We start from the raw sequence: 13,507 nt of genomic DNA, 5'->3' as shown, positions 1-13,507 counted from the left end.
TCTTAACTTAAAAAACGGTGCCATCACTAATAATCTGTATGGGAGGAATACCTTCAGGACGTTTCTGTCTCGCAATCCGTCGTCCAGCTTCCCAGGTACCTCCTTGTAAAATTTTGGCTAAAGGAAGTTCTTTGGCATTTTTTTGTAATTTTTTTCTGATTAAGTCGGCTAATTCATCCAAGAGAGCAATGGTTAATGCACGCCACTCCACAATGATTTCTGAATCAGGAGGAAGTGCTGTTTCCAGAATTTTTTTATTTTTAATATGCAGCACTTCACAATCAATAAATAATCCTCCGTTTCGATATTCTGGTAAACCCGTGAGCTCTTCCAGATGCGTCACAGAAATTCCTGCTTGTTCTAAGGGTTCAATTAAGGAATAAGTGAGCCATTGGGATAATTTATGAAAGGGAATATATTCTGATCCGGGTTCATTAGTTTTTAATGCATTGTATTGCCATACATCGCCAAGAGGGATTCCATGAAATAAAAGTCTGGCTGGCCATATGCCATTAAATGCATTAAGGACTTCATGAAAAATTTGTGCTGCTGTCAGCGTGTGATTTCTTGCTAAAGAACTGATATAGGTATAAAAATTACCCAAGCGGTTTTCTTCTCCAAAATGTTCTTTATCCTGTTGTATTAATGCACCGAGCCGGTTGAGCAGAGTAACACGTCCAGGAAGACCATCTAAAGGATTGTTGATAGTAACTAGAAATCCGCGTCGTAAGTCGTCTTCATTGAAATTCAATAGACGTTCAGCATCCACTCTGAGGGGCTCATTGGGAAAGGCACTAAACCTTCCTTGTTGATAAAGAGCTAAACTAGCTAAAGCAAGACCTTCCGAACGGGAATATTCTCTTCCTGTCCCAGGTTCGGTATAGCGCCAGTATTGGCCTGCACCGGCATCGAGGAATACACTAATGATAACGAGCTCATAAAGTATTTTTCCTCGCTCATCGGCAGATAAACCACTCAAATGCTTCAGCATTTTTTTTATTCGATTAACCCCTCCGGCTTCAAAATGACGCCAGCGACTATGATAAGGAATATCCAGCTCCGGATAATTATTTTGAATGACCTCGATAACAAAAGAAGCAGTGCGGGTCATCTTTTCTGGATCTAAGGAAAAGTAGGCTGACTGATCGTGTTTCACTCGTTCCAAAATAGCTTTTGATCGCAAGCGTATGGTGCGAGGATCTTTTAGCGTAGCCAATACGTGGGCAATTTCTTGTTGTTCATTACTCATTAAGATCACGTCCTTTAGTTTTTGCTAATTCATTGATATCAACAATACGATCAGGTGAGTAGTAACCCGCTGCGCGTTTGGCATTCATTTCAACCTGGGCATCAGGGGGAACAAGTTCATCAGGAATGGATACTCGTTCCACGACTTGAATTCCTGATTTGAGTAATGCCTCATATTTCATATTAGACATAGAAACAAAGCGATGAATTTTGGTAATACCAAGCCAATGTAAGACATCTGACATGAGCTCTTGGAATCGCATGTCTTGAACTCCTGCCACACACTCTGTTCTTTCAAAGTATTTTGCGGCGGTATCGCCACCTTTTTGTCTTTTGCGGGCGTTATAAACGAGAAATTTGGTTACTTCTCCGAGAGCCCTTCCTTCTTTGCGATTATAAACAATCAAGCCAGCTCCACCTTTCTGGGCTGATTCAATAGATAGTTCAATTCCATGTACTAAATAGGGCCGACACGTACAAATATCAGAGCCGAACACATCAGAGCCATTACATTCGTCATGAATACGACAAGTTAATTCAATTTTGGGATCGTGGATGGTGGTTACATCGCCAAAAAAATAAGCAGTTAATCCGCCTATCGGCGGTAAAAAAACATCAAGATCAGAGCGTGTTACCAGTTCGGGAAACATGCCAGCTGTTTGTTCAAATAAGGTCCGACGTAAATGTGATTCGGAAATTTTAAAGCGCTCAGCAATTCCAGGTAAATACCAGACTGGCTCTAGTGCTGCTTTAGTCACGGCAACATCACCTGACTCTTTTAATATTTTTCCATCGGGTATGAGACGACCTTTTTGGATTGCTGTATGCAATTCAGGAATATTAATATGCGCTTTAGTAACTGCTATTGTGGGGCGAATATCATATCCTGCTTGAATTTCATCAGCGAATACACTTGCCACGAGATGTCCCCAAGGATCAAGTGAAACAATCTTCTGAGTATCATTCCATTGAGGATGGGGACCTATAGTGACTGGTGGAGTAGTATCTGTTAGATCGGGTACATGCTCTGGATCCAATACACCGGCAGCAACTGCAAGAGCTCGGTAAACTGAATATGAGCCTGAGTGGGTGCCGACTGCATTGCGATTTTTGATATTCGTAAGCGAAGCGATAACAGGACCACGTTCTTTAGGGTTTTCTGCTCCCCATTTAATTTTTAATGGAGCAGCAGTATGTCCGGATGGATGTGATGATAAAACAATATGTCCTTTGGATTTTTTTTTTGACTCATCTTGTACCATAGTACCAATCCTTTAAATGATGACCACATCAATTTATCATAACAGAAGAATTTAATTGGTATAAAGTACTATTTTCCCTTTATGAACAGGGAGTCATGTGTCATTGTGCTAAGGGAATATTCTCGCTATTATGATTCCCTTTTTATTGATTATTTAGGAATTAGTCGCCATCTCTTTTTGAAGAGGTTGAGAGAACCGAACTACAATTTACAAATTTTTTAAAGCAGGAACGTTTATTGAGGAAATTTGCCCATTATGACTACTTTGATTATATGTTTGTTCATTGCGATACTATTACCCTATCTTCTCAAGGTGGTTGTTGCTTATTTTATGCAAAAAGAAGGCCGCTACGACAATAATTATCCAAGAGCACAACAGGCAAGATTGCAGGGGATGGGAGCGCGAGCAGTTGCCGCACATCAAAACAGTTTTGAATCGTTGCTTGTTTTTGCAACTGCTGCATTAACTGCGATGGCTACGAAACATATAGGTATTTCAATTCAAATTGTGGCGATTGTTTATATTATTTCCCGAATTATTTATTGTTTTTTTTATTTAATGGATAAGGCTTCATTAAGATCAGCCGTGTGGTTTGTTGGTTTTGTTTGTTGTTTGATTATATTGGGTCTATGTATGGTGTGATTGGGATATGAGTTTATGGAAAGGGGCTGTTAATAAGAGGTTAAAAGGGTTTTTTGATGCACAAAAAAAATGATGTTCAGCAGGTTTCACTTCAACCTTTATTGGTTTTTGTTGTTTTAATGCTCATGATATTGATGCAGATGACTACGGATCAATATGTTCCTTCATTGCCTGCCATTACCAAGATTTTTAACAGCAATGAGGCATCGATTCAATTAACGTTATCTCTTTTCATGTTGGGCTTAAGCATTTCCCACGTATTTTATGGTCCTTTGTCCGATAAAATCGGTCGTAAACCGCCACTGATGTTTGGTGTTGGTTTGAGCATTTTGGGTAGTTTAATCTGTTTTGTTGCCCCTTCAGTTTTAGTATTGATTGTTGGTCGCTTTATTCAAGGATTTGGTATTGGATGTTGCGGTTCAGTGGGCCGTTCTTTGGTGCGAGATCTTTTTACTGACAGAGTGTTATCCAAGATCGGCTCTTACGTAGGCATTGTAAGTGTATTTATTATGGTCGCCTCTCCAGTTCTAGGTGGATATATCCAGGAGCATTTTGGATGGCGAATGAACTTTTTATTTTTATTAGTCTTCGGCATTGCTATATGGATTTTGGCCCTGTCCTTTCTTCCAGAAACCAATAAAAACCTTAATCCTGATGCAACTCAATTTAAAGTAATGCGTGCAAATTATTTTACTTTATTAAAATCTAAAGTCTTTGTCGGTTATGCATTGTGCGCTTGTCTTGCTTCTGCAGGCTTAATTGGTTATCTGGCGATTGCACCCTTTCTTTTTCAGGATGTATTGGGACTTAGTCCTATAGAATTTGGTCAATTAACCATTTTTATTGCCGGAGCTATTTGTGTGAGTGGGATAATTAACAGTCAATTGGTGATGAGCAAAGGGGTCTCCTATATGGTATTTATAGGAATTGTATTCATGATCATCGGTGGTTTTACCATGCTGTCCCTTGCTCTGTTAGGATTCCAAAATGTGCTTTCTATCATGATTCCCGTAGCATTATTTAGCATGGGTGTCGGGTTTACTTTTATCAATGCATTTGCCGGCGCTTTTCATCCATTTCCTCACATGGCAGGCACAGTAGGGGCTTTATACGCCTGTATGCAAGATTTAAGTTCGGCGTTATCTACTGGTATTATTGCCTTGGGTCAATGGTATGGCCAATTCTCTTTAGCGATAATATTGCTTATTTTAGGGTTATGTTCTTTCGCTTCATGGTATTATTTAGCCTCAAAAGATAATTAATAGGTGTTGTATGAAAATCACTGACAGTGAATTAAAAAAAATTATATCCAGGTTATCAGGGGCAAAAGCAGACGAAATTCATGATCATACGGTACTGATCGAAGACCTGCATTTAGACTCTTTGAAAATCGTTGAGTTACTGGCCATTCTCAGTGAGGATTATAATCTGATCGTGACCGAGGAGGATGCCATGAATTTTCATACTTATAAGGATTTATTTGATTTTACCCAGGCATGAGCCGTTTTTGTTAATCTCTTTTATCGATCTCACAATCTTTGGCCAACAAGTAAGCTTCTAGATGCTCTTGAAGCTTACCCCCTCAATATTGTTGGCTGATTGCATATGCTGATGTCCGCTATTGTCCCCACGGTAACAAAATTAAAATGTTTCTTTGCTCGTAGCCAGGACCCTCTTTTCAAACAGCCTAATAGCTTCATCAGCTTAAAGCACTGAATTGCTCATCTTTATGTAGCGGAATATTTTTGGTTCTTATTTTGATCATTTTTTTCATAAAAAGACCATTTCGTCCTATAATGAAAATAGTAATCTATTGTATGGTGTTCCAATGCAAGATAAAGACGAATTAGAAGAGAGTGGTCAATCTATACGAAAAGACGCAAAACCTTCACTAGCTGAAGTTATCGGAGGAGAAGATATAACAAAGCATTACCTCAATGAGGAAAATAAAAAATTTAGAATTTATCGCTACAATAAGGAAGTCTATGCAGTGCGTCTCGATGAGCAAAACTCAAATCCAATTGATTTTGTTCATATGTGGAGTAGTCATAAAGCAGAACAAAAAGGAGTTCCTAAAGAGCAGCAAGAAAATCTTGGTTCAGGCGTATACGGTACTGTGTATAAAATGACCTATCCCCCAAAAATAATGCCATGACATAGATGAGATTTCCGATAAACTAAACCAAAAGGAGATCTCAAAGTGAAAAAGCGTTACACAGAAGAACAAATTATAAAAGCAATCAAATCGCATGAAGCAGGTATAAAGGTCGAAGAGATATGTCGAGACTATGGAATTTCGTCAGGCACATTTTACAATTGGCGAAGTAAGTATGCTGGCCTTGAAGTGAATGAGGCCAAGCGTCTTCGTGAGCTTGAATCAGAGAATGTTAATCTTAAAAAACTGTTGGCAGATAAGCTCCTGGAGCTAGAGGCAATGAAGGATGTATTATCAAAAAAGTGGTGAAGCCAGCAGCAAGAAAGTCGATCATCGAGCACCTAATATGTTTCTTTAAGTTGAGTGAGCGAGTAGCTTGCAAGCTGGCAGGATTAAGCCGCACAGCATTTCGTTATCAATGTAAACCACGTACGGATGAGAAGGCCAGAACACGACTCAAGGTTTTAGCCGCACAATATCCGGCCTATGGTTATTTAATTCTTCATGGACTACTTAAAGCTGAAGGCTTGGTTCAGAATAAGAAGCATACTTATCGATTATACACTGAGGAGGGACTTCAAGTTCGAACAAAGAAAAGGAAAAAACTGACTCGTCCTCGCCAACCAATGGAAGTTCCTTCTGCACCAAACCAGCGTTGGTCGATGGATTTTGTATCGGATCAACTTAGCAATGGGAGACGATTTCGAATATTGAATGTAGTGGATGATTATTCTCGTGAAATGGTTGGCCAGCTAATATCTACCTCAATCAGTGGCAAACAAGTGGCTCGCTTTTTAGACCAACTTATTGAGCAAAGAAATAAGCCTGTTAAAGTGATTTGTGATAATGGTACAGAATTTACTAGTAAAGCGATGTTTTTCTGGAGCAAAGAAACGAATGTCACTTTAGGGTTTATTCAACCAGGAAAACCAACTCAAAATGCGTTTGTTGAGAGCTTAAACGGGAAATTCAGAAATGAATGCCTTAATCAGCACTGGTTTCGAACAATGGAGGAAGCACGATTTGAGATTGAACAATGGCGTAAACACTACAATAATGTTCGACCTCATAGCTCTCTAAATTATATGCCTCCTGTTGAATACGCAAGAAAGGTGGCATAGGATAATGAATCTCATCAAAGAAGTGGTACTAATTTAGGGGATAGGTCAAAAAAAACAGAGGATAAGGCCTACAAGGTAGTTGGTCGAAAAGCGGATAAAGAAAGAGACATAAAAATAAACCTGGATATTTTAGAGCAAAAATTTTTACTTAAACAGCATAATCTGGAAGAATATTTTGTTTTGGGTTTATGGAATACTAAAAAAGAATCTCCTTTATTTTTTATGCCTAAGGTAGATACGGCCCTTCCAAAAGGGTTCACCAAAGAGAGTTTAAAGCCAAAGCTCGAAGAATTTATTCTAGCTCTTAAGAAACTTAATGAGTTAGGGTATGCGCATCCGGATTTAGCAAATGACCATCGACACAATAGTCCCCAAAATATGCTAACAACAGCAGAAGGAATCAGACTCATTGATCTTGATTCAGGTTTCTTACCTTATAAGCAATATGCTGCTACATTAGAACCTACAAACCCCAGCATGGTCAAATTTAAGGAGCGTACTCTCGTTGCGGGTAGGGATCAATGGATATATGTATACAACTACAACAATCCTCCTGAAGGAAGGCCTAGAAATGAGTGGAGATCAGCTTTAGATAAGTGGTATGATCAAAACAAGAACAAAACCTTATCAGATAATCCCCAAGCGCTATTGAGTCTTTGTAAAAGAGGAGAGCTTTCATTACCCAAAAGTTTTGTAAATGAGCTACACAAGAAAAACGCCCAAGAAAGCATCGCTGAGTATCGTGCAGGAAGTACAAAGGATAGAGAACATACCTTTCGTGAAGTAAGTGCTTCTAATTTTAATTGTGCGGAATATAAGAAAGAATACCAGGAGTTAAGAGGAGACGCTCTAAAGAGAGCCATTCTTAAGTCACTTAAAGATTCTTTAGCGGATGTTACTACTATAGAGGATGTGAAAAAATTAAAGACAAAATTTCTTACTTCTCCTGAAATGGAAGTTATTAATAAAGCTCAAGGCAGAACCACAGAAATACTAGGAGTATTCGGCCTAAAAACCGATTCTCGCAAAGCAGTAGAGAAACTTTTTAAAGATGCTGAAAAAAGAATCGAAGAAAACAGTCAATTTAGTCCAAAATGAGAGCATAGAGGACAGACCCCACTTTAAGCTTTGATTTTACTCGGGCGTAGCCAGGAATTGATAATGGTAACATCCCTGTTTGATTGGCTCATTTGATGAAGCAACTGTCTTGAAAGCTTATTTCAAGACAGCCGCTACAACCTAATTAAACTTCAGGGCCTGGGAGTTTTCATTATCCAATTGCATGAAATAGGACATTAGCATATAAATTGCTACCGTTCCTGTGAGAACAATTCCGCCAAAGAGCATGTGATTTCGTGATGAGTAACTCGATTCAGATGTCTTTTTTGTCGTAGGGAGAGCAACCTTATGCCATTCATGGTTCGCAGAGAATAATTGCGAAGAGGGGACAATGCTCTTATAACGGTTAAATAAATTTTCCCATTTTTCCCTATGAGTTTTTTGATGGAGTTCAGCTTCTTCTTTGGAGAACACACTACTACTCTTTTGGAGATCCGACTGACTTAAAAAGTCATCATACTTTTTATGAAGTTCCTCAATAGGTGTCGCAATTTTTTCTTCACAATAACGAGTTTGAGCATTCTTTTTCAATATGATACGCGCGTGAGGAGGGATATTCTCAGGAAGCTCCATCTCCGGATTATCTTTAATTTTTTTTGCCAAATCCAAAATATAAAACGCAATGGCGCAGCTGTCGTATTCACATTGTTTTTGTACTTTGGTTGTTGGCTGCGAAGGAAGAGAACAATCAATTTCTGCGGCTTGTCCTATTTTCTTGAGTTGATTTAATTGTGTTTCTACTCGTTCTTTAACTTCTGAATGAATGTTATTTTCAGCAAGCAACCATCCTGCATAAGACCGAACATATTCTTGTTCAATATAAAATTTTACCTGATTAAAAAGGGCTATAAATTGCTCTCTATCAGCAGTAATGGATTTGTCTCGTTGCTGATTTTCCATGTCATCCATAAGCTGTTTTGCAAATCCTAATAATTCATTCACTTCCTCGAAAACAAGTTTTGCATTGAGACGCGCATCTGGACCAACGCCAAACTTTGCTAATGCAACATATTTTTTTATTTGAATATCAATCAATTCACATAAAAATTCGAATAATTCTTTTTGACTCTTCATCGTTATTTTATCCCTCTTGATTTGGCCAGTTAGCTTATCTGATGGCCTTAATTGATGCAATCAAATCACCACTTGAGTTTATTTTTCTGAGGTGTTTATTTTCTCTCCGTTTTTCTTAAAGACATATATAATAAAAAGAAGGAGGAAGAATTTAGGAACAATATGGAAACGAATCGTGGTTTAGCCGTGACAACAGAATCGTTGCAAGTTATAGAAAGTATTAATCACTTTCATCATCAAATCTTAGGTGCAGGGAAGGAGCCTCATTTTATTTTAGATGCAGTTAAAAATCATCCTGATAATTTACTCCTTCAAGTCTATGCGGCTGCTTTTTATCTTTATGGCCAGACTGATTCAGCCACAGCTTTGGCAAAAGAACATTTATTACATGCTGAAAAATTATTGCCAACAGCAAATTTAAGAGAAAAATTAACCTATCAAGCGGTTAAAGCTTGGATGAATTTGGAGTATGAAAGTGCTTTAACCATTTTAGCAAGTTTAACGGCTTTATATCCTCGTGACACTTTGGCGGCAAAATTTGCTGAATGGTTATTTTATTGCGCGGGACAAGCTTATAACAGCCACAACTATTTAGCTTTTTGTGAACGAATTGCGGCACATAATCAGGATGAATCTCACTTTATAGCCATGCATTCTTTTGCTGCTGAGTTGTCAGGACATGTGACAGCAGCTCAACAATTGGCTGAGCAAGCGCTTACAATGGAACCCATTACCCCTTGGGCTCATCATACCTTGGCACACACCTATCTGAATACAAATAATATTGCCAAGGGAATTGAGGCTTTGGAAACCTTCCGAGGGAGTTGGGACGAAATCTCATCCCTTCTTCGTGGGCACAACAGTTGGCATTTAGCGTTATTCTACATGGCATTACGTCAAGCAGATAAAGTGATGGATCTATATCCTGTAATTTTTGGTCTTTCTCCGGAAATTATAACCGAGCAAATCGATGCCATTTCATTATTATGGCGTTTGGATATGGCGGGGTTACCGCATTTGGATCGATTCAATGTGCTTGCCTCATATCTCAATGAACATCCGTTGATGCACTATACTGGTTTTAATACAGTTCATTACATTTATTGTCTTTCTCGTTTAGGTCAGGAAGATGCAGTGCGGAAAGCTCTGTCATCAATTGAAACTTATGCTAAAACTCTGGCGAAGGGATATAATCAAACGCTTTGGCTTTCCGTGATATTGCCCTTGAGCAAAGGGATTTATGCTTTTGTAAACAACGATTTTCAAACAGCCTGCGATTTCATGACACCTTGTATTTCAAGACGCACGGAAATCGGTGGTAGCGATGCGCAATCAGAAATCATTGCCCAGATGTATTTTATCTGTCTCGCACAAAGCAATAAGCTGAAGGCAGCGCAAGAGTTTTTCCATTTTCATTTAGCACATTATAAGGGAACGCCTTTGGCTGAATTTTGGTTTAGTTCGAAGTTTAAATTTTAATAAATAGTAACCTGGGGTTTAAATTACACATTCCCGGGTTACGGCCTCGCCTAACCCAGGGCTATACTAAATCACCTCTAAAAGGGCGCAAGCGGCAATGCCTCCTCCACCCGCTGCGACTAATAACACTTTATCTTTGGGTTTAATCTCAGCATGTTCGCGCAGGTAATCCAAAGCAATGCCTACACTTGAACCGGAGGTATTACCGGTTTCTTCGACGGTTTTGACAATACGCTCTTCAGGAAAACCTAATTGTTTGGCAACCGATAAAACTAAATTTTTATTACCTTGATGAGGTACCAGCCATTGAATATCAGCAGCAGTCAGATTTAATGCCTTGAGAAACTCCTCAGCTCCATCAACCATTCCGTGTACTGCTTTGACAAATAATGCTGTATTTTCTTTGATCGTAATATAAAAAAGTTCAGGGTTTGTACACTGTGCGGCGGGCAGTCTCGAGCCTCCTGCAGGAGTAGATACGGTATCGCTTACTTCTCCATCGGCAAACAACGCAGAAGCAATAAAACGGAATTCTGCATGTTCTTTATCGGTGGACACCACACAAGCGGCGGCACCATCGCCAAAAAGAACTCCCGTAGCAAAATTATTTTTATTTAAAAATTTGGAACGAATTTCACTGGCTATTAATAAAACGGATCCCATGCTCGCTTGAGCAATCGCGGCACTTGTATGTAAACCAACTACAAAGCCTGCACAGGCTGCTCCAATGTCAAAAGCACCGGTATTTGTTAATCCAAGACGGTATTGCACGAGCGGGCTAGTAGGTGGAGCAAGATAGTCTCCGGAAATCGTAGCCAGGATAATTTGGTTGATCTTGTTTTTTTCTACAGGCTTCGCTGCAAATAGCTTTTCTGCAGCAAGTACAGCCAAATCACTGCATGCTTGATCCTCATTAACCCAACGCCTGTTGCGAATTCCTGTCGAGAAGCTGACCAGTGTTGGGCTTTGTGTACTATTCATCCATTGGAGCACTTCTTGATTGCTCATAATCTTTTCGGGCAATGCAGCGAACGGACCTTTAAGGTATATATTTTTTTCAGCATACAATAAATTCATGATGATAATATTCCTTCAGAACGCATTAGTGGTAAACCACCGCTGACTGTAATCACGGAGCCTGTCATAAATGAGGTGCTGGATAATAAGGGATCCATCGCCTCTGCCACTTGATCGGGTTCTCCCATCATGCCTTGCGGAATAATTTGGGCCATTTTTTCTTGATAAGCAGGTCGCTTCCAAAATTGTTCGGTTCTGGATGTCTTAATCAAACCAACACGGACGATGTTGGATAAAATATTGTTGGCGCTGTAATCAACGGCCAGGTTTAAAAACAATCCTTCTAATGCGGCTTTGGTCGCACAATAAGCGCCATAACGACTGGTTCCTGTAATTGCCGAAAGGCTGGAAATCAGAATCAACCGACCAAATTTATGGGCCAAAAATGCGGGTAATAACTGATGAATCAACCAGATATTGCCATGGACATTATCATCAATATAAGTACGTAAGGCAGGATAGGATAAAGCATGTAATTTACGGAGTTGGTTTACCCGTGTAAAGGCATTCAGGATGACACCATCTAAAGGCTCTTGCAGCAGATGCTGCAGATCTTCTGTACTGCGTTCCGGATTGGAAAAGTTGTATACCAAGCCGCTTACATGCATCTCGTGCTGTTTATAGTGTTCCAATGTTCTATCCAGGCTTTCTTTAGTGGAACAAGTAATGATGATGCGGTCACCTAATTGCAGCCTTCTTTTGGCTATAGCCAGGGCAATATCTGAGGAGCCTCCAGTAAGCAAAAGATTCATTGTGCCCCCAATTCAACTAAGTGTTTTTCAATACTATCTATCGATACATAATGTTCTTTTACTAAAGGCATAACCGGGATTTTTAGTTTAAACTCACGCTCCAACTCGATAATAAGCAGGGCCAACATTAAACTATCCAGGCCGCCTTGTTCCAATGAGGCGGATGTATCTTGGGGAAGATGGGTAAGCCCAATCTTTTCCAAAGTATTGCGAATGCGTTCAGTGAGCATGGATTTTATCCTTCTGACTTAAAAGTAGGTTTTTTCTATCCAGTTTTCCGTGTTGATTACGCGGCAATTTTTCAAGTAATCGCACACTAATTGGAAGCTTTCTGGGTAAAAATTGTTGTTTTAATTGTTCGGTAAGCATTTGCTCCGTGATATTGGGGGCAAAACAACCTTGTTCCATACAGGCAAGTAAGCGGATACCATACAATTCATCAGCCAAAGGTAAGACAATCACTTCTTTAATCCCATTAATTTGACAAATTTTATGTTCTATCTCAATTAAATTGACCTTCTCCCCTGCTATATTCACAATGTGATCTCGGCGTCCTTTAATTGCGATTAAACCCGAAGGTAATTGCTCGGCTAAATCGCCAGTTAAAAACCAGCCATCTTGGATACGGGATTGTTGTTCCTCCCCCCCCAGATACCCTAACATCAATTGACTGCCTTTAATGAGCAATTCATTGTCTTCTGACAAACGTAATTGCCAATCACCAATGGGGTAACCGGCAAAATCCTCAAGAAATGAAGGGTCTTTGCTGGAATAAGTGAGCACGCGAGGCGAGGCTTCTGTTAACCCGTAATTATTGTAAATTATTGCTTTGGGAAAGGTATGCACCAGGTTGTCCCGTAATGAAATGCTCAAAGGGGCTCCTGCAGAGACAACCGCCTTTATTTTTGCAGCACTTTCAGGAAACAATGCAGCCATTTTACTCATCGCAACCCAATGAGAGGGGACCCCGCTCCACATTTGCGGCACTTTGCCACTTTCTAATAAAGTTTTGATGTCAGTAAATTGTGGGATCAGTTTAGTCGTTATGCCTGCAATTAACCCTGGGAGTAATTGGCCTAACAAGCCAAAAGAATAGGACAAAGGTAAAAATAATAATTGATCCTCAACTTGAGAAAACTCAAGGGCGCTTATAACTGCTCGACAATTGGCGCTGATATTTTTTAGAGAAAGTTGTACTGCTTTCATTTGTCCTGTACTCCCTGAGGTAAAGAGTACTAAGGCTAATTGGGGATGATGCGTGATGCCCTTGTTTTCGCATATTTCGATAAGTTCACCATGTTCATTAACAGTCATGCTCGTGCTTAAAATAGCCCGTTTTTGCCAGTCCAATTCTTGAGGGGGAAAAAGTGCTACGGGTTTTCCGATAGTTAAAGCAGCTAATAATTGAATCACAAATAGGGGTTGAGGCGTTGCTTGTAAAATCAGTATTCCTGGTGGAAGTTTCTCTAATTGCAAGGACATTGTTTTGATTGCTGTTGCTAGCTCAGCAAAACTTAAACGGTGCTTCTCAAAACTTAGCGCAACTTTATTTGGAGAATCTTGAGCCAAAAATTGCAT

14 protein-coding genes are annotated in these 13,507 nt (G+C 39.6%); 7 read left to right on the top strand and 7 right to left on the bottom strand.

Annotated features, from left to right (window positions below; translation table 11 throughout):
• Positions 1–7: 7 nt before the first annotated feature.
• A complete protein-coding gene (locus OQJ26_RS18590; protein WP_265705187.1) occupies positions 8–1,249 on the bottom strand; it encodes a URC4/urg3 family protein in 1,242 nt (413 codons plus the stop codon).
• The gene (locus OQJ26_RS18585; RefSeq protein WP_265705186.1) at positions 1,242–2,510 is read right to left on the bottom strand and encodes a GTP cyclohydrolase II; all 1,269 of its coding nucleotides are present in this window, start codon (positions 2,508–2,510) and stop codon (positions 1,242–1,244) included. Before OQJ26_RS18585 ends, OQJ26_RS18590 begins: the two co-directional genes overlap by 8 nt.
• A gap of 255 nt (positions 2,511–2,765) precedes the next feature.
• On the opposite strand from OQJ26_RS18585, the gene OQJ26_RS18580 reads away from it, so the two are divergent.
• The 6 genes from OQJ26_RS18580 to OQJ26_RS18555 all read left to right on the top strand — a co-directional run bounded on the left by OQJ26_RS18580 (position 2,766) and on the right by OQJ26_RS18555 (position 7,526).
• Positions 2,766–3,152, top strand: coding sequence for an MAPEG family protein (locus OQJ26_RS18580; RefSeq protein WP_265705185.1), 387 nt, complete (start codon positions 2,766–2,768; stop codon positions 3,150–3,152).
• A 56-nt stretch (positions 3,153–3,208) separates the two neighbouring features.
• Complete coding sequence (locus OQJ26_RS18575; RefSeq protein ID WP_265705184.1) at positions 3,209–4,414, top strand: multidrug effflux MFS transporter; 1,206 nt, start codon at positions 3,209–3,211, stop codon at positions 4,412–4,414.
• A 10-nt stretch (positions 4,415–4,424) separates the two neighbouring features.
• Positions 4,425–4,652 carry an acyl carrier protein gene (locus tag OQJ26_RS18570; RefSeq protein WP_265705183.1) on the top strand — a complete coding sequence of 76 codons (228 nt, stop codon included), beginning with the start codon at positions 4,425–4,427 and terminating at the stop codon, positions 4,650–4,652.
• A gap of 328 nt (positions 4,653–4,980) precedes the next feature.
• Positions 4,981–5,307, top strand: coding sequence for a hypothetical protein (locus OQJ26_RS18565; protein WP_265705182.1), 327 nt, complete (start codon positions 4,981–4,983; stop codon positions 5,305–5,307).
• A gap of 45 nt (positions 5,308–5,352) precedes the next feature.
• A protein-coding gene (locus OQJ26_RS18560; protein WP_265674795.1) for an IS3 family transposase occupies positions 5,353–6,428 on the top strand; the annotation gives its coding sequence in 2 pieces (ribosomal slippage) (positions 5,353–5,602 and positions 5,602–6,428; 1,077 coding nt in all).
• A gap of 180 nt (positions 6,429–6,608) precedes the next feature.
• On the top strand, positions 6,609–7,526 hold the full coding sequence (locus tag OQJ26_RS18555; RefSeq protein WP_265705181.1) for a hypothetical protein: 918 nt from the start codon (positions 6,609–6,611) through the stop codon (positions 7,524–7,526).
• 141 nt (positions 7,527–7,667) lie between these two features.
• On the opposite strand, the gene OQJ26_RS18550 is transcribed toward OQJ26_RS18555, so the two are convergent.
• On the bottom strand, positions 7,668–8,621 hold the full coding sequence (locus OQJ26_RS18550) for a hypothetical protein (protein WP_265705180.1): 954 nt from the start codon (positions 8,619–8,621) through the stop codon (positions 7,668–7,670).
• Between the two features lie 162 nt (positions 8,622–8,783).
• Between OQJ26_RS18550 and OQJ26_RS18545 the strand changes: the two genes are divergently transcribed.
• Positions 8,784–10,100 carry a tetratricopeptide repeat protein gene (locus OQJ26_RS18545; protein ID WP_265705179.1) on the top strand — a complete coding sequence of 439 codons (1,317 nt, stop codon included), beginning with the start codon at positions 8,784–8,786 and terminating at the stop codon, positions 10,098–10,100.
• Positions 10,101–10,166: 66 nt separating this feature from the next.
• On the opposite strand, the gene OQJ26_RS18540 is transcribed toward OQJ26_RS18545, so the two are convergent.
• From OQJ26_RS18540 to OQJ26_RS18525, 4 genes are read right to left on the bottom strand one after another with little or no spacing between them, the layout of a single operon-like run.
• Complete coding sequence (locus OQJ26_RS18540) at positions 10,167–11,177, bottom strand: 3-oxoacyl-ACP synthase III family protein (protein WP_265705178.1); 1,011 nt, start codon at positions 11,175–11,177, stop codon at positions 10,167–10,169.
• Positions 11,174–11,929: an SDR family NAD(P)-dependent oxidoreductase gene (locus OQJ26_RS18535; RefSeq protein WP_265705177.1), complete on the bottom strand. Its 756-nt coding sequence runs from the start codon at positions 11,927–11,929 to the stop codon at positions 11,174–11,176. Before OQJ26_RS18535 ends, OQJ26_RS18540 begins: the two co-directional genes overlap by 4 nt.
• Positions 11,926–12,159, bottom strand: a complete 234-nt coding sequence (locus OQJ26_RS18530; RefSeq protein WP_265705176.1) for an acyl carrier protein — start codon at positions 12,157–12,159, stop codon at positions 11,926–11,928. The genes OQJ26_RS18535 and OQJ26_RS18530 overlap by 4 nt, the downstream gene beginning before the upstream one ends.
• A complete protein-coding gene (locus OQJ26_RS18525) occupies positions 12,149–13,507 on the bottom strand; it encodes a class I adenylate-forming enzyme family protein (RefSeq protein ID WP_265705175.1) in 1,359 nt (452 codons plus the stop codon). The genes OQJ26_RS18530 and OQJ26_RS18525 overlap by 11 nt, the downstream gene beginning before the upstream one ends.

Source organism: Legionella sheltonii (assembly GCF_026191355.1).
GTDB lineage: Bacteria > Pseudomonadota > Gammaproteobacteria > Legionellales > Legionellaceae > Legionella > Legionella sheltonii.
This window is presented reverse-complemented; position numbering and strand designations above follow the sequence as displayed.